Raw genomic sequence first — 22,078 nt, forward strand, 5'->3', positions numbered from 1 at the left:
AAGGCAGGTAAAAGGTGTCGGATGTATTTAACCGGAGAAAATGCCGTGAGCCATGCTGAGAAGTCTCTCAGAGATGGCTGGGATAGGAGGATTCGAACCTCCGCATGACGGGATCAAAACCCGTTGCCTTACCGCTTGGCGATATCCCAACATTAACCCTTACAGGAACCAGGCCTGAATAACGGCGCACATTTTCTAGGAACCGTGTTGCAAAGTCAATGCAAAACCGGGGGTTATCGTGCTCCGATCTGCCACTCTTTAGCTATAAGGGTAATCCGCAGATTGCCCTGATTCAGGACGATTTTGCCGGGCAGGGGAATACCGTCCCGGGAGGTGTAGCGTAAGTAGTTAATCTGCCAGTTATTTTGTTGTAGAGACTTGAGTCTGTTGGTGTCAAAAACCGGTGTGTATTCACTGCCCGGTGCTGGCTGGCCTTTCATCCAGAACGGTAAGTCATTCAGTGGAAAACGCCAGCCCAGCCGCTCCTCCATCAGGGCTTCCGGTGCATTTGAATAGATCGGGGCTTCGCCGGCGGCAAGGATTTCAATGCCCCGCGGGCTGCCGGTGATTCTGGCGCCCCCCTGGCCGAGCGGGCCGGTCAGTTCGATGTTGAAGAATTCTGCCTGTTGCTGCCATGCCAGACTGGCGCTGTGCCGGGTTTTACTGTCCCGGATACCGGCTTTACCGGTGACTTCCCAGGCCTCAATGGTTTGCAGTCTGGCCAGATGGTCTTCCCAACTGATATCTGTATCGGTTATCGGTTCAGGTTCCGGTGTCAGCGAAGAACAGGCAGAAAGGGTGATGGCCAGTAAAACAGTTAGCAGGGCACGGAACAGCATGAAATTATGTCTCGTCAGCGTGGGGGATGGTCAGTAAAAGCCTGAGGGTTAGCTCAGGCTTATGTTCAGATACGGGTCAGTTAGCCGCAGTCTGGCCGATGGCTTCGGCGGCTTCCAGAATGTAAAGATTATCCGGATGTTCAGCCTGGCTCTTCTTCAGCAGTTTCATTGCTTCAGCTACCTGGCCCTGAGCGAAGTAGACCTGAATTAGGTGGCCTGCAACCTCTGCGTCCGGGTACATTTCATAAGCGCGTTCCAGATAGGGAAGGGCTTCATCATTGCGGTTCAGCTTGTAAAGAATCCAGCCCATACTGTCCAGAACAGCGGCATCGTCAGGGGTGATTTCCAGCGCTCGTCTGATCAGATCCAGCGCTTCATCATAGCGGTCAGTGTACAGGGTAAGGGTATAGCCCAGCGCATTCATCGCCATGCTGTTATCAGGATCAAGCTCCAGCACTTTGCGCAGGTCCTGTTCCATCAGCTTAAAGTCCTGAGGTGACATCATCATGGCCCGGGCGTAAAGCAGGGCGATATCTTCTTCATCTTCCTGCAGGGCTTCATCCAGCAGATTGATGGCGGCATCTTTATAATCGTGCAGATCCAGCCATTCTGCTTCAATGATGAAGATCTGTACTGCCCGTTCCGGCGTAGAATTGCGGGCGTCGAGCATGATTTTCTGCAACTGTGTCCGTTTGTCTGCGTTGTCCAGCAGGTCTGAAATTCTGCTCAGCGCCGGCAGCAGGTTATTGGGATCTTTAACCTTGGTGAAATACTCCAGTGCCTGCTCATCGTTTTCACGCTGCAGTTCTATCAGCCCCAGATAGTAGTATGGGGTTGTGTTCTGTGGGTAGCGAACCAGGATTTTCTTGAAGACAGCTTCACTTTCGTCCACCAGATCTTTTTCCAGCATCAGTAATGCCAGATAGAAGCCCAGCTGAGGCTCGGCGCGGCGCAGTTCCAGTAACAGGTTTGCCTGTTTAACAGCCTTTTCGTTCTGGTTGTCCTGAAAGAGCAACTGAATATAAAGGGTACGCAGCTGCTGTTCAGGCTGTTTTCCTTCTACAATATTTTCCAGTAAAGCGAGGGCCGGTTTGATTTCTCCCTGCTGGCGAAGCAGTTCCGCTTTCTGAAACAGGGCACCGTGGTGCTTGGGCGACAGTTTGATGGCCTGGTCGAAGGCTTTTTCTGCCTCTTCAGGCTGGTCGTTACTTTTATACAGAATGCCCAGTGTGGTCAGCAGGGTTGCGTTAGCTGTATCAGTATTCTTCGTGCTGAGTACGTCAATGTAGGCCTGACGTTCGTCTTTGCTGAGTTTGCCCGAGCTGTTGGCAATCATTTGCAGGGTTTGCGGGTTGCTGTGATCAAGTGCTTTGTTTAGCAGTGGCAGGGCGTGGTCAAAGTCACCCTGTTGCAACAGGATGCTGGCAGAAATCTGGTAAGGCTCCGGGTTATCCGGCTCGGCTTCCTGCCACAGGTTTGAGGCTTCCAGTATCCGCTGGGGCTGGTTCATATACTGGGCAATGTAGGTTGCCCGTTTGGCGATTGCCGGGTCTTTGGTCAGCCGGGACTGACGCAGGTAGTTAGCCAGTGACAATTCAAACTGTTCTTCCTGACCTGCCAGCTCTGCAATAATCAGATCGTAGAGGGTTTCGCGGTTCAGTTCACCGCGGGTGTATTCAACAGCAGGTAAGTCTGTCTGACGGCTCTGCAGCAGGCTGTCAGGCTGGGATGGCTGTTGCGCGCAGCCACTGATCAGCAGGCCGGCAAGTGCCATTGCGCCGGCTGTTCTGCCGGGCAGGGAGCGCAGTATAGCGCCGGATAGTTGTGACACCGCCAGGCGGTATGGAAGGAACCTGGTTCTGAATTGTGTATTCACTATATATAGTTGCCTTACTGATAAGTGTCTGTCGGGTCCCTGGTAAGCATCCGGTACAGCATACGGGGCTTATCGACACGTTTTGCAGAGTCCGTTTATTGTGATCACTATAGATGAATCCAGACTGAGTTGTCATGTCTGCGGATGCGTCTATAAGATGCATTTCTGCTTAGTAGACCACAAAACTTGTGTCAGGGTTGCACTCAGATCAAGAAAAATCTTCTTGTTTGTTGTTAGGCTTTTAACCTTTTAAACAATAAGGTGTATTATGACGCGCTTATTTGTGCTGGCGGCTATTGTTGCGGGCTACAAATACATGCTTCATATCGATCTTAAACAGGGGTGGCGTTTACCTCCATGGCTTTGTTGGCACTGGGAATAAATCATAAGACAGCTTCTGTCGCAGTTCGTGAAAAAGTAGCCTTTGCTCCGGAGCAGATGGCTGATGCGCTGTCGCAGGCCTGTCAGGTTGCAAAACTTCGTGAAGCAGTGATCCTGTCGACCTGTAACCGAACCGAACTGTATTGCTCTACTCAGCTGGAAGGCACCCGCGCCTTACTTGAATGGCTGGGGGATTATCATCAACTGGACGCAGACGAACTCCAGCAGGCCAGTTATGCTCACTGGGATCAGGATGCCGCACAGCATATGATGCGGGTCGCCAGTGGTCTGGACTCGCTGGTCTTAGGCGAGCCGCAGATTCTCGGACAACTGAAATCTGCCTATGCGGTCTCTCAGGAAGTCGGCGTTGTGGGGGCTGAACTGTCCCGACTGTTCCAGCAAACGTTCTCGGTTGCCAAAAAGGTACGTACTGATACGGCGATCGGTGAAAACCCGGTGTCTGTTGCATATGCTTCCGTCAGCCTGGCGCAACATATATTTGCGGATCTGAGTACCAGTAAAGCACTGCTGATCGGGGCCGGTGAAACCATTGAGCTGGTGGCCCGGCATCTGAAAGAAGCTGGCGTCAGTGAAATGACTGTGGCGAACCGTACACTGGTGCGTGCTGAGACACTGGCCGAGAGCTTTAATGCCAAAGCGATTCTCCTGGGGGATATTCCCGAAGCTCTGGAAGATGCTGACATTGTCATTGCATCTACTGCCAGTCAGTTACCGATTCTCGGCAAGGGTGCGGTAGAAGCCGCGCTGAAAAAGCGTAAACACCGGCCTATCTTTATGGTGGACATTGCGGTTCCGCGGGATATCGAGCCTCAGGTGTCTGAGCTGGATGACGTGTATCTTTATACCGTTGATGATCTGCGGGAAGTGATCGAAGAAAACGTCCGCAGTCGCGAATCTGCCGCCCGGGAAGCTGAGGCGATGGTTGCTGTCGGTGCCACTGAGTTTATGCGCCAGCTGCGTTCGCTGGAAGCTGTCGGCACGGTAATGGCGGTGCGTAATCAGGCGGATAAACTGCGCCAGCAGGAGCTTGATAAGGCGATGAAGCAATTGTCTAACGGTAAGGACCCTGAAACAGTACTGGCCAATCTGGCCCGGGGCCTGACCAACAAATTAATTCACCACCCGACAGTGCAGCTGCGTCAGGCTAGTGCTGAAGGGCGGACAGAAATGCTTGATATTGCCCAGCAGTTATTTCAGCTGGAAGAACAACGACAAGAAGATTAAAAATGAAAGCGTCAATTTTAACCAAACTGGAAACACTGGCCGATCGCTACGAAGAGCTCGCGGCCCTGCTGGGTGATGCAGGTGTTATCGGTAACCAGGATCAGTTCCGTGCTTACTCGATGGAGTATGCAGAAATTGAACCGGTTGTGCAGTGTTTTCAGGCGTATCAGAGCGCGCAGGATGATCTGGAAGAAGCGCTGCTGATGCAGGAAGATTCAGATCCGGATATGCGCGAAATGGCCAAAGAAGAAGTGGCCGGTGCCAAGCAGCAGATTGAAGAGCTGGAAGGCCGGCTGCAGATCCTGTTGTTGCCAAAAGATCCGAATGATTCCCGTAACGTATTTCTGGAAGTCCGTGCCGGTACCGGTGGTGACGAGGCGGCCATTTTCTCCGGTGATTTATTCCGCATGTATTCCCGGTTTGCAGAAACCCAGGGCTGGAAAGTGGAAGTGGTCAGTGCCAACGAAGGTGAGCACGGCGGTTATAAAGAGATCATTACCCGGATCATTGGCAAAGATGTGTATTCCCGTCTGAAGTTTGAATCCGGTGCACACCGGGTGCAACGGGTGCCTGAAACTGAATCCCAGGGCCGTATTCATACCTCTGCCTGTACAGTTGCGATCATGGCAGAGATGGATGAAGCGGATGCCATCGAAATTAATAAGGCTGATTTACGGGTGGATACCTTCCGGGCATCCGGTGCCGGTGGTCAGCACGTAAACAAAACCGACTCAGCGATTCGTCTGACCCATATTCCTACCGGGGTTGTGGTTGAATGTCAGGAAGAGCGTTCCCAGCATAAAAACCGTGCCAAGGCGATGTCATTGCTGGCATCCCGCTTACAGGCGGCGGAGCAGGAACGGCACGCGGCAGAACAGGCCAGCACCCGTAAGAGTCTGGTGGGCAGCGGCGACCGTTCAGAGCGTATCCGTACCTATAACTATCCACAGGGCCGGGTGACTGATCACCGTATTAACCTGACGCTTTATAAACTGTCTGAAGTGATGGAAGGGGCGCTGGGGCAAGTGGTTGATCCGCTGGTGAACGAGTATCAGGCGGAACAGCTGGGCGCTCTGTCTGCTGAAAACTGATGCCTGATATCCGACAGGCATTGCAACGCAGTGTTGATCTGGACGCGCTGAGCGAGTCAGCGCGGCTGGATATTGAACTGTTGTTATGCCACGTAATTGATAAATCCCGAACCTATCTGATGATGCACCCTGGTGCTGAACTGTCGGCTGATCAGCAGGTGCAGTTTGAGGCATTGCTGCAACGGCGCATCAATGGCGAGCCGGTAGCTCATATACTGGAGCAGTGGAGTTTCTGGAATTTTGATCTGGCGGTGAATGCCAGCACGCTGATTCCCCGGCCGGATACCGAGTGTGTAGTTGAAAAAGCACTGGAGCTGTTGCCTCCGGGGCCGGCAAAGGTTGCTGATCTGGGGACGGGCACCGGTGCAATTGCGCTGGCGCTGGCCACTGAGCGGCCTGCCTGGCAGGTGTTTGCGGTGGATTTTGTGGCAGACGCTGCAGAATTAGCGGAACAGAACCGGCAGACCCTGGGTCTTAGTAATGTCACCGTGCTACAGGGTAGCTGGCTGGAACCGGTATCTGAAGAGTTACATATGGTGGTGAGTAATCCGCCTTATATTGATCCTGAAGATCCGCACCTTAAGCAGGGAGATGTCCGTTTTGAGCCGCTTTCTGCGCTGGTGGCAGATGATCATGGTCTGGCGGATATCCGGACCATTTCAGCCCAGGCGTGGGAGCAGTTGAGCAACGAAGGCTGGCTGTTGTTTGAACACGGTTATGATCAGGCAGCTGCCGTGCAGAACATCCTGCGGGAGCAGGGATATTCACAAGTGGCGTCCGCTCAGGATCTGGCCGGTAATGACCGGATGACCTGGGGACGTAAGCTGTTGGTCTTATAGCAGCGTAGAGGATTCTGATGTTAGATGATGCGCAATTATTGCGATACAGCCGGCAGATTATGTTGCCGGAAGTGGAAATTGGCGGACAGGAAGCCTGGCTGAATTCAACCGTACTGGTGCTGGGCGTTGGTGGCCTGGGGAGTCCGGTTGCCATGTATCTGGCTGCGGCGGGTGTCGGTAAGCTGATTCTGGTGGATGACGACAAGGTAGAACTGACCAATTTACAGCGCCAGATTGCCCACGGTACCGAAGACATCGGTAGCGCTAAAGTGGCGTCTGCGGCGGCAACGCTGGCATCGATCAATCCGGATATTGAGATCGAGACCGTTGAGCAGCGCCTGAGTCCTGATGATCTGGGCGAATGGGTGCAAAAAGTGGATCTGGTACTGGATTGTACGGACAATTTTGATACCCGCTTTGGTGTCAATCAAGCTTGTGTAACCCATAAAAAGCCACTAGTCTCCGGGTCAGCTATACGCCTTGAAGGACAGGTTGCGGTGTTTGATCCGCGGCAGGATGATTCACCCTGTTACCGGTGTTTATACCGTGAAGGCAGTGATGAAAATCTGACCTGTTCTGAAAGCGGTGTACTGGCGCCATTGGTGGGCATTATCGGTTCTGTCCAGGCAATGGAAGCGTTGAAGGTTCTGGCCAGTGTCGGTACGCCACTGGTAGGTAAGTTACTGTTACTGGACGCGCGTTACATGGAGTGGCGCAGTCTGAAGTTAAAACGCGATCCGCAGTGTCCATGCTGTGGAAAAAAATGACCGGAAGGAAGGTTGAGTGATGGATACAATACGTTCTGTATTAACCAGTGCCAAAACAATTGCGATGGTGGGCGCGAGCCCGAAAACACACCGCGCCAGCAATCAGGTCATGCACTTCCTGCTTTCTAAAGGCTACAAAGTTATCCCGGTTAACCCGAACAAGGTTGGTGAAGAAATTCATGGCCAGACAGTGGTGGCCAGCCTGGCAGATATCAATGAGCCAATCGATCTGGTGGATATCTTCCGTAACTCGGTTGAAGCGGGCGACGCGGTGGATGAAGCCATTGCGGTGAATGCCAAAGCTGTGTGGATGCAGCTTGGGGTGATTAATGAGCCGGCTGCTGCTAAGGCTGCGGCGGCAGGTTTGCAGGTGGTTATGGATAAGTGTCCGGCCATTGAATTACCCCGTCTGGAATTGCCGCAAAGCGCATAATTCTCTCTGACCGACTGCTGCGGTCCCGCAGCAGTCATCTGTTTTATTTAATTTCCTGTCTTTTTTTGAATATTCGTTATTATTCCCTGTTTTGTGTGACTATTTTGAAGTGATCCCGCTGGAAACACGCACTTCAGCAGGTAAACTATTGCGCTTTACAGACTAATTACAGATATCGGAAAGACATATGACTATCGAACGCCTGGAAACTCAGCAGCGCATGAGCCGCATTGTTAAGCATAACGGTACAGTTTACCTGTGTGGTCAGGTGGCTGCAGATGCTTCTGCAGACATCAAAGAACAGACCCAGACCATGCTGGATAAAGTGGATGCTCTGCTGGAACAGGCTGGCAGCGATCGTGAGAACATGTTGTCTGCCACTATCTATGTGCGCGATATGAAAGATTTCGCAGCCATGAACGAAGTATGGGATGCCTGGGTACCGGCTGGCCACGCACCCGCACGTGCCTGCGTTGAAGCCCGTATGGCTCGCCCTGAACTGCTGGTTGAAATCTCAGTGGTTGCGGCTGAAAAGTAACAACCGCTCTGATAGCCGTTTTAGAAACGCCCCGGTCTGTGCCGGGGCGTTTTTGTTTTCTGACTGTGAAATTTTTAGGCCCGTGGGCTGGCAACAGGCGGTTGAGCGGGTAGACTGTCGGCCTTTGACTGATAATTTACAGACTTCGGAAAGCCATATGACTATTGAACGCCAGGATACCAACGAACGCTCCAGCCGCATTGTAATTCACAACGACACTATTTATCTGTGTGGCCAGGTGGCTGCAGATGCCTCTGCAGGTATTCAGGAACAGACTCAGAGCACACTGGATAAGGTTGAGGCGCTACTGACCCAGGCTGGTAGCGATCTGGAACACATCCTGTCTGCCACCATTTACCTGCGGGATATGAAGGATTTCGCCGCGATGAACGAAATCTGGAACGCCTGGGTGCCAACCGGTTTTGCACCGGCCCGTGCTTGCGTTGAGGCCCGTATGGCCCGTCAGGAATTGCTGTTTGAAATCTCGGTGATTGCTGCGGTTAAAAAGTAATGCTGTAACTGAGCGACAGATAACGCCCCGGTTTTTACCGGGGCGTTTTTGTTTGTGCTGGCGTTGCTCAGCCCATCATCAGACGCCGTACCCGCAAGTCTTCGGCACAGCGTTTAGCGTATGCGAACATTGCTGTCGGGTATTGCTCCGGTGAGAGATCGTCAGGAGTCAGGTCGCTATTAATCAGTAACTGGATCAGGTTCTGATCTTCCAGTAGCAGAGCGTAATGCAGCAGGTTGTTTCCATTCCGGTCAGTACAGTGCAGGTCTGCGCCCTGTTCCGCCAAGCGGCTGATATGCAGCGTCAGTGGGCTGACCGTATACACCAGACATGCCAGCAGGGCTGTTTCCGGCAACTGATCATTCAGATCATCCGGTTCAGTAGAGGCACTGTTCTGCAGCAGTGCGCTGATCAGCGCCAGGCTCTGCTCCTGTTGCAGTGCCAAATACAGCAGTGGCTGCTCCTGGCTGTCCTTACGGTTGGCGGACAAACCTGCCTGAAGCAACTGTTCCAGTACCTTTGGCTGGTTGCTGAGAATGGCCAGTTCCTGCGGGGAAATACTGCCGGCGTCCGGGCCATCCAGCAGTACTGTCTGAGCATCGCTGCCCAGTTTTTCCAGTTGTTTTTTCACCGCCATGATATCGCCGTCAACAATACTCTGGCGCAATTTGTGTTGCCGGCGCTGTTTGAAAAATTGCATATCAATTTCGCTGCATTTGAGTGTATCTGTTGCCGCTAAGCCATGATTTCAGGCTTAAAAACATGGTACATGGGCGCATCTTTGCTATTACTACAATAACACTAGATTGGAGTAGTACTATGAGTGATGACATAAAGACCAGTTATAAAATTGGTCAGGATAATATCACGCCCTTCGGACTGGATATCCATAATCCGGTATTTTTAATCTCAGGACTGAGCATTGTTGCCTTTGTTTTAATTACCCTGATGTTTCAGGAAGGTGCTGCGGCATTCTTCGGCTGGCTGCGTCCGGCAATTACCAGCACCTTTGACTGGTTCTTTCTTTCCGCGGCCAATATTTTTGTTTTATTCGGCATTTTGCTGGTGGTAACGCCACTGGGTAAAGTGCGGTTGGGTGGCCAGGATGCCACCCCGGATTTCAGTTATATCGGCTGGTTTGCCATGTTGTTTGCTGCCGGTATGGGGATTGGTCTGATGTTCTTCGGGGTATCGGAACCTATTTCCCATTTCGGGTCTTCCATGGGCGGCGTGGCCGTGGGGGACAATGGCGTACGGACTGACTGGGCACCCTTAGGCGCGGCTGCCGGAGATGTAGCTGCCGCCCGGGATCTGGCAATGGCTGCAACCATCTTTCACTGGGGGCTGCACCCCTGGGCGATTTATGCCGTGGTGGCACTGGCGCTGGCATTCTTTGCCTATAACCATAATTTACCCCTGACGCTAAGGTCGGCGTTCTACCCCTTGTTGGGCGAGCGGGTCTGGGGCTTCTGGGGACATCTTATTGATACCCTGGCGGTGTTCGCTACCTTGTTCGGGCTGACAACCTCGCTGGGCTTCGGTACTAAACAGGCGTTGTCCGGCTTTAACTATCTGTTTGGCTGGGGCACGGGGTCTGTCGCGATTGTGGTGCTGGTCACAGTGATTACGGCCATCGCGATTGTATCAGTCGTGCGGGGGCTGGACGGCGGTGTGAAGGTGCTGTCTGAGGTGAATATGGGGCTGGCGCTGTTACTGCTGCTGGTGATCATGTTTGTCGGGCCCACAGGTGACATCATGACGGCTATCTTTTCCGGCGGTGCTGCTTACGTGAAAGAGGTTGTCTGGCTGTCGATGCCGTTTGGCCGTGAGGATACCAACTTCGCCCAGGGCTGGACCTCGTTTTACTGGGCTTGGTGGATTTCATGGTCGCCATTTGTCGGCATGTTCATAGCCAGGGTATCCCGGGGGCGTACCGTGAGGGAATTTGTCCTGTGTGTGATCTTTATTCCTACGTTGCTTTGCGTTGCCTGGATGGGGGCATTTGGCGGAACTGCGATCAGCCAGGTGGTTGCCGATGCCAGTGCACCGGTAGCTGCGGTTGCACAGGAACTGAAACTGTTTGAAATGGTGCAGGACTTCCCGTTCAGCGCGTTACTGTCGATGGTGGGCATTGTGCTGGTGCTGGTGTTTTTTATTACCTCATCGGATTCAGGTTCGCTGGTTATCGACTCAATAACCGCCGGTGGTAAGAACGATGCGCCGGTATCCCAGCGGGTGTTCTGGTGCTCGTTTGAGGGTATCGTGGCGATTGTTCTCTTGCTGGTGGGTGGTTCAGAGGCGCTGGGTGCTTTACAGGCAATGGCCGTATCCACGGGCCTGCCGTTCACTGTAGTGTTGCTGGCAATGTGTATCAGCCTGTATATGGGGCTGAGCAAAGCCAGTAAACAGTTATAGGTGCTACCGGAAATAAACAGGCCCGGTGAATACCGGGCCTGTGTGTTTCAGGAGTGTTCTTTATCCGAGCTCTTTAGTCGAGCCCTTTATCCGAACTCTTTATCCGAACTCTCTAGCCTGACTCTCTAGCCTGACTCTTTAGCCGAGCTCTTTAGCCGAGCTCTTTAGCTGAACTCTCTAGCTGAACTCTCTAGCTTAGCTTTATCGCGTTGCTGTTGCTGTCAGTTTTGATGCTGATGGCAATAGCTTTCGAGGTAGGTGTAAAGCTGCGGTCGCCGTAGCTGTCCAGTGGTACCAGTGGGTTGGTTTCCGGATAGTACGCTGCCATGTTGCCCTTCGGAATATCATAGGCAACTGCTTTGAAGCCGCTTACTGAACGTTCGCTGCCATCGTGCCAGTGGGACGTCAGGGTGATTTCCTGTTCCGGGTTCAGGCCCAGTTTGTCCATGTCTTCCTGGTGCATGAAGACCACTTTACGGATGCCTTTCACGCCCCGGTAACGGTCGTTATAGCCGTATACGGTGGTGTTGTACTGGTCGTGAGAGCGCAGGGTCTGCAGGGTGAAAATATCCGTGCCTTCAGGGGCGGTCTGCTGCTTGATCTGATCGGCGATCAGCTGTTCCGGCAACGGGTTGCTCATGACATTGGCACGACGGTTTTCGGTCATCCAGATCCGTTGTGCTGCGGTGTTACCCAGGTAGAAGCCGCCAGGTTGTTCCAGACGTTCATTGAAGTCGTGGAAGCCCGGGATGCAGGCTTCGATCAGCTTACGGATGCGGTCGTTATCTTCCGCCAGGTGCAGCCAGTCAACCGGGTGGTTGCCCAGAGTTTTCTGTGCCATGTTGGCGATGATGTTCACTTCAGATTTCAGCTGGTCGCTGGCCGGTGGCAGTACGCCGCCGGAGCTGTGCACCATGCACATTGAATCTTCCACGGTAATACGCTGTTCACCGGCGCTGGTCTGGTCTACTTCGGTGCGGCCCAGGCACGGCAGGATCAGGGAGTCCTGTCCCGGGGTCAGGTGGCAGCGGTTCAGCTTGGTGCTGACGTTTACCGTCAGGTTACAGTTACGCAGCGCCTGGCGGGTAGCGTCGGTATCAGACATGGCTGCAGCAAAGTTGCCGCCCATGCCGATGAATACTTTACTCTCACCGTCCAGCATGGCCTGTACGGCCTGAATGGCGTTGTGACCCCGTTCCCGTGGCATCGGTGTTTTGAAGACCGCTTCCAGCTTGTCGATAAGCGGCTTAGGTGCTTTCTCGTCGATACCGACGGTGCGGTCACCCTGTACGTTACTATGGCCCCGTACCGGGCAGGCGCCGGCGCCTGGCTTACCGATGTTGCCCCGTAACAGCAGCAGGTTGACGATTTCCTGCAGAATAGCAACAGAGTGCTTGTGCTGGGTCAGACCCATTGCCCAGCTGCAGATAACCCGTTCAGAGCGGGCGTAGATGCCGGCAACCTTGAACATGTCTTCGCGGCTGATGCCGGACTGATCTTCCAGAACGGCCCAGTCAGATTCCCTGACAAGTTCCAGATAAGCATCGACACCTTCAGCGTGCTGGGTCAGGAAGTGGTGGTCCAGCAGGCTGTTTTTACCCATGGACTGACGCTCGGCATCCAGCTCCAGCAGAGCTTTTACAATGCCCCGTACCAGTGCCATGTCGCCGCCCAGTTTAGGCGTGTAGTAATGCTTACTGATTTCGGTATAACCGTTAGTCAGCATTTCCATTGGCTTCTGCGGGTTGGTAAAACGCTCCAGACCCCGTTCGCGCAGGTTGTTAAAGCTGACGATGGTTGCGCCGCGCTTGGATGCCTGACGCAAGGTGTCCAGCATCCGCGGGTGGTTAGTCCCCGGGTTCTGGCCGAATACGAAGATGGCATCGGCCTGGGCAAAGTCATCCATGGTGACGGTGCCTTTACCCACACCAATGGTTTCACGCAGGGCAACGCCACTGGCTTCGTGGCACATGTTGGAGCAGTCCGGGAAGTTGTTGGTGCCGTAGCTGCGGACAAACAACTGGTACAGGAAGGCCGCTTCGTTACTGGCCCGTCCGGAGGTATAGAATTCTGCCTGATCCGGGTTATCCAGTGCATTCAGGTGGCGGGCAATCAGTTGGAAAGCCGCATCCCAGCTGACCGGTTCATAGCGGTCAGTGTCGCGGTTGTAACGCATAGGTTCTGTCAGACGGCCCTGATACTCCAGAAAGTAATCGCTCTGGGTATCCAGATAGCTGACGGTATTTTTGGCAAAAAAGTCCGCGCCAACTTTCTTCGCAGTGGCTTCCCAGTTAACGGCTTTAGCGCCGTTTTCACAGAAGCTGACCTTATGGCCGGACTTCTGGTCACCCCAGGCACAGCCCGGGCAGTCAAAGCCTTTGTGCTGGTTGGTACGCATCAGGCTGCGAATGTTTTTGACCGGGTTCTCACTTTTCAGCAAGTGCCTCGATGTACTGGCGAGCGCCCCCCAGCCACCGGCTGAGCCTTTATAGGTGGCGATCTTTTTTTTGGCCATTTTGGTCCTCTTTGGGAATTATTATTGCCGTGTAAAACGGCTAAGCATAGAAATGGCGCTACTTGTACAGAAACTTGAAGAGTTTTGCAAATGATAATTATTATTAACAAAGCTTATGTCGTGGTAAAAAAAGTTTTTGTCGGTAAGAAAACGCTTTCTAAACCGTCTGCGACCTTGGTGTGACAGGAGCGTCAGGGGAGGTGGGATGACCGGCGGTGATAACGCCGGTCAGGGAGATCAATCAGGTATCTTTACGGATGTTATCCTGGAAAGCCTGGGGGATACCGGTGACTTTCCGGGCTTCGTAATCGAAGAAGACAATGCCGGTTTTGGCATGGGCGATTTCGACGGCGGTTTGTTTATTGGTTAACAGATAATAGATATCGCAGCCGTACTTGTTGAAGTCACCCACGGCAATATCGATCTGAATCTGTTCACCGTGAAAGCCTTCAGCTTTATATACAATGGCGGAGTCGGTCATGATGATGCCCAGACCTTCGACATTCATTTCAGTGTAATTGAAGCTGGCAAGATAACGCACTCTGGCTTCGTGGATCATGGAGAGCACGGCGTCATTGCCTAAATGTCCGCCGTAGTTGATGTCACTGATCCGCACCGGCATATCAGTGCTGAAGCTGTAGTTGTCGGGCATGTCTATTTTTATACGGGCCATAGGTAAACTCCGTGTCGAATAGTATTTCCCTGACGTTATGTGTTTTCCATCTGCACCAGCACCTGATGCATAGCACCGGTGAGAATCGCCAGGTCCTCATTACTCATAATATAGGGTGGCATCACATATACCAGCTTACCAAATGGTCTGACCCAGATGCCAGCATCAACAAATGCCTGCTGAATACGGCGGGCGTCCACTGGCTGTTTCATTTCAACCACACCGATCGCACCCAGACAGCGGACTTCTGCAACTGAGTTCAGCTCCCGGCAGGGTGCAAGCCCCTGTTCAAGTTGTTGCTGAATGCGTTGGGTGTTGGTTTTCCAGTCGGATTCACGCAACAGTTTCAGGCTGGTATTGGCGACCGCACAGGCCAGCGGGTTACCCATGAAAGTGGGGCCGTGCATGAAGCAGCCAGCGCCGCCGGAGGAGATGGTTTCACCGATATGGCTGGTGGTCAGTGTGGCCGCCAGCGTCATATACCCCCCGGTAATAGCCTTGCCCAGGCACATAATATCCGGTGCGATACCGGCATGATCACAGGCAAACAGGGCACCACTGCGGGCGAAGCCGGTGGCAATTTCATCGGCGATCAGCAGGACATCATATTCATCGCATAGCTGACGGGCGGTTTTCAGATATTCAGGAGAATAGAAGCGCATACCGCCGGCACCCTGAACAATGGGTTCCAGTATCAGCGCGGCGATTTCTTCATGGTGTGCTTCGAAAAGACGTTTCAGTTCTGCACAGTCGCTTTCATCCCAGTCTTCGTTAAAGCCGGTTCGTGGTGCCGGTGCAAAGAAGTGTTGTGGCAGAACTTCGGTAAAGATTTCATGCATACCGTTGACCGGGTCACACACAGACATCGCGCCGAAGGTATCGCCGTGATAGCCGTTTCGGATGGTCAGTAATTTGTGTTTGGTATTGGCTTTACCTTCGTGGGCGCGGCGGGCATGCCAGTACTGAATGGCCATTTTAATCGCCACTTCAACGGCCACGGAACCGGAGTCCGCCAGAAATACCTTGTCCAGATTTTCCGGTGTCATTTCCACCAGTTGTCTGGCCAGTTCGATGGCTGGCTGGTGGGTAATGCCGCCGAACATTACATGGGACATTTTATCGATCTGTCCGTGCGCTGCCTGATTCAGCTCCGGGTGGTTATAGCCGTGTATCACAGACCACCAGGACGCCATGCCGTCAATCAGTTCACGGCCGTCTTCCAGCTTGATGCGCACGCCTTCTGCAGATACCACCGGGTACATAGATGGTGGGCTGATCATAGAAGAGTATGGGTGCCAGATGTGTTGCTGGTCGAAACTGAGGTCTGTCTGGGTGATTGATGTCATGACGGTAATCCGGTTATTCAGGCGGGCAGATGTAATGCGCCAAAAAAGAAACTGGCGCTATTACAGCGGGCTTTCGCAGAGAAAGCAAACCGCAAAGGTTGAGCCTTCGCGGTTAGCGTAAAACGAAATACAGGGTGGCCGGAATAAACAGCAATGCGCCGATGTTGCCAATCAGTACGATGGAGGCAACCTGACGGGGCTCCTGATTAAACTGTTCAGCCACAATGTAATTCAGGACTGCAGGAGGCAGTGCACCAAAAAGAAGCAGGTAAGCGTACTGTTCGCCTTCCAGCTGTAACAGAGGCTGAAGCAGCAGGGCAATCAGAATGCCTGCTGCCGGGCAGAGAACGGCCCCGAGCACACCGATTCGCCAGGCGCTGAAGTCCACGTCTATCAGGCGGACTCCTAAGGTAAAGAGCAGTAACGGTATGGAGATCTGGCCGAGCATATCCAGTGCGGTGGCAATGCCAGCTGGCATGGTCAGTTCCAGGCTGCTCCAGCTCAGGCCGGCAATGGTGGCGATAATGATGGGCATACGCAGCAGCTGTAGCGGATTGGTGCGCGGGTCCATCATGTAAATGCCCACAGTGAAGTGCAGGGTCATTTCTACAATGAACAGCACCACGGCCGCTGGCAGGGCATATTCACCGAATGCCAGCAGGATCAGTGGCAGGCCGAGATTACCGCTGTTACTGAACATCATCGGCGGCAGAAAGGTTTTCGGCGCAATTTTCAGCAGTTTACACAGGGGCCAGAGGATCAGTCCTGACCCGAGAATAACCAGCGCAGCACCCAGTGCCAGGGTTTTAAAGGCCGGTAAATCGAATGACTTGGCGGACAGCACAAAGAACAGCAGCGCCGGCACGAATATATCCATGTTGAGCTGGTTAGCCAGCCGCATGTCAGGATTTTTCAGTCGGCCATAGAGATAGCCAGACAGCACAATGGTAAACAGTGGGAAAACGGTCAGGAAGATCCGTTCAGCCAGTGCGTAAGAGTCGGTCATTGATCAGCTTTCCAGCATGAAGGTAACCGGGCCGTCATTGGTCAGGCTGACTTGCATGTCGGCTCCGAACTGACCGGTGCCCACTTCATGATGCAGTTCACGGGCTTGTTTAACGAAGTAGTCATAAAGTTCTTCGCCTAACTGGGGAGAGGCGCCGGATGAAAAGCCCGGGCGCATGCCTTTACGGGTGTCTGCGACCAGAGTGAACTGGGATACCACCAGTAAGCCGCCTTCGGCCTGTTGCAGGTTGAGGTTCATCTTGCCGTCGGCATCGGAAAACATCCGGTAGCCGAGCACTTTTTTCAGCAGCTTGTCGGCATCGGCGGTGGTGTCGGTTCTTTCAACACCCAGCAGTACCAGCATGCCGGGGCCGATCTCGCCGTGGCGTTCACCGTGAATGTCTACCGCTGCTGATTTAACCCGCTGGATAAGTGCTTTCATGCCCGTGCCTTATATTTGTTATCAGAAAGTCAGGGGAGGCATGGTAGTGGTTTCGGCTGAAGCTGACCAGTCTGTGGTCAGGCCAGTGGGAAAATAGTCAGAAAAGTCTGCGGGCTTATGGTGACAGAGCATATAAAAAAACGCCGTCTTGCGACGGCGTTGGCGGAGATCGCAGCATGAATGCTGCAAATGCGGTTTTATCAGGTTGCTGATTTGGCTTCCTGAAGACTCAGTGCGTCATGTTCTTCTGCTTCAGCCTGTGCCAGCTCCTGCTGAGAGGCTTTGGGTGAGAAGCGGCCGGTTGCAGCGTAGAACAGGCCGATAATCGGCGACAGCCAGCAGGCAAAAGCCAGTGGTATGTACAGCAGGTTTTCGAAGTTGCCGTCACCGATACCCAGCCCCAGTGCGGTTATCACAAATGCACCACCGGCATTCCACGGTACCAGAGGGGAAATCAGTGTGCCGCCTTCTTCGACCGCCCGGGACAGGTTCAGTTTTGAGTAACCGGTTTTGGTGTAGGCCGGTGCAAACATCCGACCAGGCAATGCAATGGATAGGTACGGGTCGCCGGCGACCAGGTTGGTTGCTACCGCAGATCCGGTTGCCGATGCCTGCAGGCCAAAGAAACTGTGAGTGCGACGCACGACGGCATCAATCAGGGTTTCCAGACAGCGGGTCCGTTCCAGTGCGCCACCGAAGCTCAGAGCGATCAGTACCAGAGTAATCACCCATGTCATGGATGTAATACCGCCCCGGTTGAGCAGGCCGTCTATTTCAGCAACGCCGGTATCGATCTTATAACCGGAATGCATGAAGCTGAAGATGTCATGCAGGGAGATCCCCTGTACCGTTACCGCCAGTACTGCGCCCAGTAACACACCGGCAAACAGGGATGGCAGCGCCGGCATCTTTTTCAGTGCCAGCACAATGACGACTACCGGAGGCAGCAGCAACAGCAGTGACAGATTGAAGTTTGCTTCAATGCCTCCGGTGATGCTTTCAATTTTGGAGAAGTCTACCTGCTGTGAACCGATCAGGGTGTAACCGACGGTGGCGTAGATAGCAAAGGCGATCAGCATGGCCGGTACAGTGGTCGGCATCATGTTGCGGATATGATCGAACAGATTTACACCGGTAACGGCCGGGGCCAGGTTGGTGGTATCCGACAGCGGAGAAATCTTGTCACCGAAAAATGCACCGGAAACAACCGCACCGGCGGTCCAGTACATCGGAATGTCAAAGCCGGCACCGATGCCCATCAGGGCCAGACCGACAGTACCGGTGGTCCCCCAGGATGTCCCCAGCGAGACTGATACCACCGCACAAAGCAGCATGCTGGCGGCGAGGAAGATTTCCGGGCTGAGGATTTTCAGACCGTAATAAATCAGCAGTGGCACGGTGCCGCTGGCAATCCAGATACCGACGATCATGCCGACCGTCATCAGAATGGCGATGGAGGGTAAGCCTACCCGGACGACGTGCAGGGCGCCGTCTTCGATGTCATCCCAGCGATAGCCACGGCACCAGCCAATCAGAGCGGTAATTGCCAGGCCGATCGCCAGGGGAATATGCGGGGTGAAGTCACCGAAATAGAAAAGTTGAATGCCGAGAATGGCCAGCGTCAGCACAATTGGCAGCATTGCCATCATGAGGCCCGGCTTAGCAATTTTATTATTCATATGTTGCTCCAGGGGTTGTTACAGACTGTGGCAGGGCGATAAAGAGTATCCGAATGGCCAGCCACTGATTAATACTAAAGTCTTTACCGGGAGCGGTGGTGAATGCCCTGTAAAACCTTGTAAACCGAATGTGAACTGCTGTTTACAGGGCTGTTTTTAAAAGGATTTTGTGCGGGGTTTGGTGGAGAAAGTCAGGGAGTAATTGCCAGGCTGAGGGTATTTTCAGCCCGGTAAACGTGTTCAGGCCAGTGAGAGGGAAAAGGCTTTAGTGGCCTTGATCAGGTTATCGATATTGCCCGGTTCCATCAAGCTGTGGCCGGCGTCACGGACGATATGCAGTTCTGCCTGAGGCAGTGCCTGATACAGTGCATAGGCCTGTTGCAGCGGGCAAACCATATCGTAACGGCCATGAACGATGACCGTCGGAATTTCGCTGATACGGTAGGCTTGCTCAAGGATCTGGTTGCTGGTGATGAAGCCTTCGTTCACAAAATAGTGCGCTTCAAGTCGGGCCATGGCCAGAGCGATGTGCGGATCAGAGTAGTGATCGACTACGTTAGGTTTAGGGTCGAGGGTGGAGCAGCGTCCCTCCCAGACAGACAGGGCCTTGGCAGCTGACATGCGGGCGATCTCGTTATCGGATGTCAGGCGGCGGTAGTATGCAGTGAGAAGGTCACCGTGTTCAGCTTCCGGAATTTCACCAATGTAATCCTGCCAGTAATCCGGAAAAACGGCACTTGCACCCTGTTGGTACAGCCACTGGATATCTTCCCGGCGGCACAGAAATACACCGCGCAGAATCAGCCCGCTGACCCTTTCCGGATGCCGTTGTGCGTACAGCAGGCTGAGGGTTGCGCCCCATGAGCCGCCGAACAGCAGAAACTGATCGATGTTCAGGTGTTCACGGATTTTTTCGATATCTTCGATGAGATGGTCAGTGGTGTTGTTATTCAGTTCAGCGTGTGGGGTTGAGCGTCCGCAGCCGCGCTGATCAAAGAGCACAATGCGGTAGCGTTCCGGATCAAAGAAGCAGCGGTGCTGGGGGCTGGTGCCGCCGCCGGGACCGCCGTGAACGAACAGCACCGGAATGCCCCGGGGATTGCCACTTTCTTCAACGTACAGGCGATGCTGCGCATCAACATCCAGCGAATGCAGTTTGTAGGGGCTTATATCCGGATAAAGTGTATGCATTGGGCAACCTTGCTTAGCAGTTTAAGTACTGATGCTACTTAAAGAATTTAACTGAATGCAAGGGGGAGTATAGCCCGGACAGTGAGTACTGTCCGGGCGGAAAGCGGTTTTAAAAGGCTTAAAACCGGCTTGTCAGGCAGGAGCTGAATTACTTGGCAGCGCGGGCAGCACGCTTACGTTCGTTTTCAGTCAGCATCTTCTTACGCAGACGGATGTTTTCCGGTGTTACTTCAACCAGTTCATCGTCTTCGATGAAGTCCAGCGCCTGTTCCAGTGTGAAGCGGATAGGCGGTGTCAGTTGGATGTTTTCATCGCTGCCGGAGGCACGTACGTTGGTCAGCTGCTTACCTTTGGTCGGGTTAACGGCCAGGTCGTTGCTGCGGCTGTGAATACCCAGAATCATGCCTTCGTAAACGTCGATGTTCGGATCAACGCACAGACGGCCACGTTCCTGCAGGTTCCACAGGGCGTAGCCCAGAACCTTACCGGATACCATTGAAACCAGTACGCCGTTGATACGGCTGACAACTTCACCTTCTTTAACAGGACCGTAGTGGTCGAAGATGGAAGTCATGATGCCGGTACCGGAAGTCATGGTCAGGAACAGGGAACGGAAACCGATCAGACCGCGGGATGGAATGATGAAGGTCAGACGTACCCGGCCCTTACCATCTACTTCCATGTTGGTCATGTCGCCTTTGCGCTTGCCCAGTTCTTCAATGATGTTGCCCTGATGCTGGTCTTCAACATCAATCATCACCATTTCATATGGCTCGTGGATTTCGCCATCCACTTCTTTCTGGATTACTTCCGGACGGGATACACCCAGCTCGTAACCTTCACGGCGCATAGATTCAATCAGTACCGACAGGTGCAGTTCACCACGGCCGGATACTTTGAATTTCTCAGGAGAGTCACCCGGTTCAACGCGCAGTGCAACGTTGTGGATAAGCTCACGGTCCAGACGGTCCTTGATGTTCCGGCTGGTGATGTATTTACCGTCCTGACCGGCGAAAGGTGAGTCATTCACCTGGAAGGTCATGGATACAGTTGGCTCGTCTACAGACAGGGCCGGCAGCGCTTCAACCAGTTCCGGATCACACAGGGTGTCGGAAATGTTCAGCTTGTCGATACCGGTAATACAGATGATGTCGCCGGCACGGGCAGTTTCAACATCAACACGTTCCAGACCCAGGTAACCCATGATCTTCTGAACTTTACCGTTACGTACCGCACCTTCGCGGTCGATAACTTTAACCGGGTGGTTCAGGCGCACAGTACCACGGGTAACACGGCCAACACCGATAACACCCACGTAGCTGTTGTAGTCCAGTGCGGAAACCTGCATCTGGAAAGGACCTTCGGTATCAACCTTAGGTGGCTCAACGTGCTCAACGATGGCTTCAAACAGTGGCGTCATATCTTCAGCCAGATCTTCAGGATCCAGGCCGGCGATGCCGTTCAAGGCAGATGCGTAGATAACCGGGAAGTCCAGCTGTTCATCGCTGGCACCCAGGCTGTCAAACAGATCGAAAACCTGATCGATAACCCAGTCCGGACGGGCGCCCGGGCGGTCAACCTTGTTTACCACAACGATAGGACGCAGGCCCTGATCGAATGCTTTCTGGGTAACGAAGCGGGTTTGTGGCATCGGGCCATCAACCGCGTCTACCAGCAGACATACGCAATCAACCATCGACAGTACACGTTCTACTTCACCACCAAAGTCGGCGTGGCCAGGAGTATCTACGATGTTGATGTGGTAGTCATTCCATTCAATGGCGGTGTTTTTCGCCAGAATGGTAATACCACGCTCTTTCTCCTGGTCGTTGGAGTCCATGATACGCTCAGTGCCTTCATCACGGCGACCCAGGGTGCCGGACTGGGAGAGCATTTTGTCGACCAGGGTGGTTTTACCATGGTCAACGTGCGCAATGATTGCGATGTTTCTTAGTTTTTCGATCACGTCTGAGAACCTGTGCAGACAAAATAAATAAGGCGCGCATTATACATGAATGCGGGCAAAGCTGTGTGTTTCTTATTCATGTTTTGAAAAAATCACCAAAATGTCACATTAAGTGACTGATTTAATGGGCTGGCACAGGGCATGACGGTAAAACTGCAGTAATATTGTGCGGCGAAAATGATGATGACCGGTGTTGGTTACATGTCTTGCCCTTTTATGGGGCGTGCTTACTTTGATTGCACTGTTTTGGTGCGATATGGCTTGGCGGTTAGGAAAAAGCCAGCCGGGCAGCTTTTTTAAATAGTTGTAAAAGGGTGTTTGGCGAC

19 protein-coding genes and 1 tRNA gene are annotated in these 22,078 nt (G+C 53.2%); 8 read left to right on the forward strand and 12 right to left on the reverse strand.

Features of this window, described 5'->3' with window-relative positions:
* Positions 1-74: 74 nt before the first annotated feature.
* The 3 genes from JYB63_RS10470 to JYB63_RS10480 all read right to left on the reverse strand — a co-directional run bounded on the left by JYB63_RS10470 (position 75) and on the right by JYB63_RS10480 (position 2,613).
* Positions 75-149: transfer RNA gene (locus JYB63_RS10470), tRNA-Gln, on the reverse strand.
* Between the two features lie 84 nt (positions 150-233).
* Positions 234-839, reverse strand: a complete 606-nt coding sequence (lolB, locus tag JYB63_RS10475) for a lipoprotein insertase outer membrane protein LolB (RefSeq protein ID WP_205657823.1) — start codon at positions 837-839, stop codon at positions 234-236.
* Positions 840-915: 76 nt separating this feature from the next.
* Positions 916-2,613 carry a tetratricopeptide repeat protein gene (locus JYB63_RS10480; protein WP_205657824.1) on the reverse strand — a complete coding sequence of 566 codons (1,698 nt, stop codon included), beginning with the start codon at positions 2,611-2,613 and terminating at the stop codon, positions 916-918.
* A gap of 459 nt (positions 2,614-3,072) precedes the next feature.
* Between JYB63_RS10480 and hemA the strand changes: the two genes are divergently transcribed.
* The 7 genes from hemA to JYB63_RS10515 all read left to right on the forward strand — a co-directional run bounded on the left by hemA (position 3,073) and on the right by JYB63_RS10515 (position 8,520).
* Complete coding sequence (gene hemA, locus JYB63_RS10485; RefSeq protein ID WP_205657825.1) at positions 3,073-4,341, forward strand: glutamyl-tRNA reductase; 1,269 nt, start codon at positions 3,073-3,075, stop codon at positions 4,339-4,341.
* A gap of 2 nt (positions 4,342-4,343) precedes the next feature.
* Positions 4,344-5,432, forward strand: coding sequence for a peptide chain release factor 1 (prfA, locus tag JYB63_RS10490; RefSeq protein WP_205657826.1), 1,089 nt, complete (start codon positions 4,344-4,346; stop codon positions 5,430-5,432).
* On the forward strand, positions 5,432-6,271 hold the full coding sequence (gene prmC / locus JYB63_RS10495; protein ID WP_205657827.1) for a peptide chain release factor N(5)-glutamine methyltransferase: 840 nt from the start codon (positions 5,432-5,434) through the stop codon (positions 6,269-6,271). The genes prfA and prmC overlap by 1 nt, the downstream gene beginning before the upstream one ends.
* A gap of 17 nt (positions 6,272-6,288) precedes the next feature.
* Positions 6,289-7,038, forward strand: a complete 750-nt coding sequence (locus JYB63_RS10500; RefSeq protein WP_205657828.1) for a HesA/MoeB/ThiF family protein — start codon at positions 6,289-6,291, stop codon at positions 7,036-7,038.
* 19 nt (positions 7,039-7,057) lie between these two features.
* Complete coding sequence (locus JYB63_RS10505; protein WP_207758360.1) at positions 7,058-7,471, forward strand: CoA-binding protein; 414 nt, start codon at positions 7,058-7,060, stop codon at positions 7,469-7,471.
* Between the two features lie 187 nt (positions 7,472-7,658).
* Positions 7,659-8,009 carry a RidA family protein gene (locus JYB63_RS10510; protein ID WP_205657830.1) on the forward strand — a complete coding sequence of 117 codons (351 nt, stop codon included), beginning with the start codon at positions 7,659-7,661 and terminating at the stop codon, positions 8,007-8,009.
* A gap of 157 nt (positions 8,010-8,166) precedes the next feature.
* Entirely contained in the window at positions 8,167-8,520 is a 354-nt protein-coding gene (locus JYB63_RS10515) for a RidA family protein (protein WP_205657831.1), read from the forward strand.
* A 67-nt stretch (positions 8,521-8,587) separates the two neighbouring features.
* Here JYB63_RS10515 and JYB63_RS10520 read toward each other — a convergent pair whose 3' ends face one another.
* The gene (locus tag JYB63_RS10520) at positions 8,588-9,220 is read right to left on the reverse strand and encodes an ankyrin repeat domain-containing protein (protein ID WP_205657832.1); all 633 of its coding nucleotides are present in this window, start codon (positions 9,218-9,220) and stop codon (positions 8,588-8,590) included.
* Positions 9,221-9,339: 119 nt separating this feature from the next.
* On the opposite strand from JYB63_RS10520, the gene JYB63_RS10525 reads away from it, so the two are divergent.
* The gene (locus JYB63_RS10525) at positions 9,340-10,935 is read left to right on the forward strand and encodes a BCCT family transporter (protein ID WP_205657833.1); all 1,596 of its coding nucleotides are present in this window, start codon (positions 9,340-9,342) and stop codon (positions 10,933-10,935) included.
* Between the two features lie 190 nt (positions 10,936-11,125).
* Here the strand turns inward: JYB63_RS10525 and JYB63_RS10530 are convergent, their stop codons facing one another.
* The 8 genes from JYB63_RS10530 to typA all read right to left on the reverse strand — a co-directional run bounded on the left by JYB63_RS10530 (position 11,126) and on the right by typA (position 21,752).
* Complete coding sequence (locus JYB63_RS10530; RefSeq protein ID WP_205657834.1) at positions 11,126-13,450, reverse strand: FdhF/YdeP family oxidoreductase; 2,325 nt, start codon at positions 13,448-13,450, stop codon at positions 11,126-11,128.
* Between the two features lie 241 nt (positions 13,451-13,691).
* Positions 13,692-14,123, reverse strand: coding sequence for an acyl-CoA thioesterase (locus JYB63_RS10535; protein WP_205657835.1), 432 nt, complete (start codon positions 14,121-14,123; stop codon positions 13,692-13,694).
* Positions 14,124-14,158: 35 nt separating this feature from the next.
* Positions 14,159-15,469 (reverse strand): adenosylmethionine--8-amino-7-oxononanoate transaminase, encoded by a 1,311-nt coding sequence (bioA, locus tag JYB63_RS10540; RefSeq protein WP_205657836.1) that lies wholly within the window; start codon positions 15,467-15,469, stop codon positions 14,159-14,161.
* 112 nt (positions 15,470-15,581) lie between these two features.
* Complete coding sequence (locus tag JYB63_RS10545; RefSeq protein ID WP_205657837.1) at positions 15,582-16,475, reverse strand: AEC family transporter; 894 nt, start codon at positions 16,473-16,475, stop codon at positions 15,582-15,584.
* A gap of 3 nt (positions 16,476-16,478) precedes the next feature.
* Positions 16,479-16,916, reverse strand: coding sequence for a D-aminoacyl-tRNA deacylase (gene dtd / locus JYB63_RS10550; RefSeq protein ID WP_205657838.1), 438 nt, complete (start codon positions 16,914-16,916; stop codon positions 16,479-16,481).
* Between the two features lie 200 nt (positions 16,917-17,116).
* Positions 17,117-18,595, reverse strand: a complete 1,479-nt coding sequence (gene nhaC, locus JYB63_RS10555; RefSeq protein WP_243431930.1) for a Na+/H+ antiporter NhaC — start codon at positions 18,593-18,595, stop codon at positions 17,117-17,119.
* 240 nt (positions 18,596-18,835) lie between these two features.
* Complete coding sequence (gene pip / locus JYB63_RS10560; RefSeq protein WP_205657839.1) at positions 18,836-19,786, reverse strand: prolyl aminopeptidase; 951 nt, start codon at positions 19,784-19,786, stop codon at positions 18,836-18,838.
* Between the two features lie 148 nt (positions 19,787-19,934).
* Positions 19,935-21,752: a translational GTPase TypA gene (typA, locus tag JYB63_RS10565; RefSeq protein WP_205657840.1), complete on the reverse strand. Its 1,818-nt coding sequence runs from the start codon at positions 21,750-21,752 to the stop codon at positions 19,935-19,937.
* Positions 21,753-22,078: the final 326 nt, after the last annotated feature.

It is taken from the genome of Aliamphritea spongicola, assembly GCF_017051665.1.
Lineage (GTDB): Bacteria > Pseudomonadota > Gammaproteobacteria > Pseudomonadales > Balneatricaceae > Amphritea > Amphritea spongicola.